Source organism: Streptomyces tateyamensis (assembly GCF_003205575.1).
Classification (GTDB): Bacteria; Actinomycetota; Actinomycetes; order Streptomycetales; family Streptomycetaceae; genus Kitasatospora; species Kitasatospora tateyamensis.
In genome coordinates, this window is the sequence record NZ_PYBW01000160.1 from 1 (window position 1) to 1,740 (window position 1,740).

1 protein-coding gene is annotated in these 1,740 nt (G+C 67.6%); it reads right to left on the reverse strand.

What is annotated here, in order from left to right; all coding sequences use genetic code 11:
• Positions 1-1,687 (reverse strand): ISAzo13 family transposase (locus C7C46_RS30885; RefSeq protein ID WP_245985226.1); only part of this gene is annotated, 1,687 nt, incomplete at its 3' end.
• Positions 1,688-1,740 lie beyond the last annotated feature (53 nt).

The following is a 1,740-nucleotide window of genomic DNA, read 5'->3' on the forward strand; positions in this document are numbered from 1 at the left end:
TGCCTGATTTGATGTTGCTCTCGTGGTCGGTGATCGCGCTCTGAAGGGCGTCGATCGTGCGGGGTGGGTGGGTCCGCCGGGGATAAGCGAGGGCTGCGGCGATGTCCGGGGTGGCGAAAGCGAGCAGTGGCCTGGTGCGGTGTGCGTGATAGTTCAGGCTCGTGGGTACTCGGCCGAGCAGTTGGGCGGCCAGGGTCAGGGTGACTGTGTTGCGGTGGTGCAGGACAGCGACCAGCACGCGGTGACGGTGGTCGAGGAAGCCGACCCCGGGGTTGTATCCGCGCCGGTTGATGCCCTTCCTCTTCTCGCGCTCGGCCTCGGCCAGGACCCGGCGGAAGGGCTCGAGTTCCTCCACGAGCCGGTCGAATTGCTCGCGGGACATGCCGGTCAGGGCCGGATGCGTGAGCAGGAAGGTGGCCTCGGTCGGGATCAGGGGTGCCTTCGCCTGCTCCGGCTCGACCAGCGGTTCCCGTCCGGAGTCGTGTGGGGCGAGGGTGTAGTTCCACTCCCCGTGGAAGTCGTCGCGTTCGACACGCTGAAGGATCGCCGCGCGCTCGGCTTTGGTGAGCGTCCGGCCGGTGGGGTAGGCGTTCTCGTCGAGGACGGCCTGGACGGTCAGCCCGGTGCTGGTGCGGGTGGCCGAGATGGTTTGCAGCAGCACTTCGTAGCTGGTCAGCGGCTGACCGCGCAGGCTGTGGGTGATCCGGGAGAACAGTCGGTGTTCGACCTTGTTCCATTTCGAAGTCGCGGGCGGAAAGTGCATGACGGTGACAGTCAGTTGGCACTCGTCGGCGAAGGCGGCCAGGTCCATCTTGAACAGGTGGGAGTCCGCCGAGTTGGCTCCTCCGGAGTCGGCGGTGACCAGCAGGCGGGTGGCATTGGGGTAGTCGAGGCGCCCTTGGCTGTTCCACCAGCGGCGCAGGGACTCCACCGCGAAGGCCGCGGTGTTGCGGTCGGTGCCCACGTTGACCCAGCCGGTGTCACGTCCCAAGTCGTAGATGCCGTAGGGAATGGCGATCGGGATGTCCGGGTCCAGGAAGTCGTGGTCCGGGGCCGTGATCGGCCGGCCCTTGGGGCGGTAGGTGCGGCCTGCCCGGGCGAAGTCGCCGATCGGCTCTTTCTTCTTCGCGTCCACGCTCACCACTGGCAAGCCCTGAGCTAGGAACTCCTCGACCGTGGTGTTGATGTGCCGGAACTGGGCGTCACGGTCAGGGACTTGGCTCCCAGCACGAGTCTTGACCATGCCCTGGAGGCTGAAGCCCATCGAGCGCAGCAGCTTGCTCACGGCCGTGGCGCTGACCGGATGGCCTGCTGTGGTCAACTCCCGTGCCAGGTCACGCAACGAGGCTGTGGTCCAGCGCAGTGGGGAGACCGGGTCGCCGATCTCCTGCGGCTCGATCAGGGCTTCGAGTGCCGGCACCAGGCCAGGGTCACGTTCAGCGGCCGGCTTGCGTCCGCCGCCGGGGCGGCGAACCCGTCCCAGCACCGGCGCACCGCCGGCGAGCTCGTCGCGTCCCCGCGCAATGGTCGACTCGGACACTTCTGCCAGCCTGGCCACCGCCGCGACTCCGCCATGGCCCAGCGCCTCGGCCTCTGAAGCCAGATACAAGCGGCGCTGCCGCTCGTCCAGGTGCGGCAGCATCGCCGCCAACTTCGCGTCCAGCGCCGCCAGAGTTACTTCCGTCATCCCCACGGAATCCATCTACCACGTCACGGGCCGGAGCAACATCAAATCAGGCA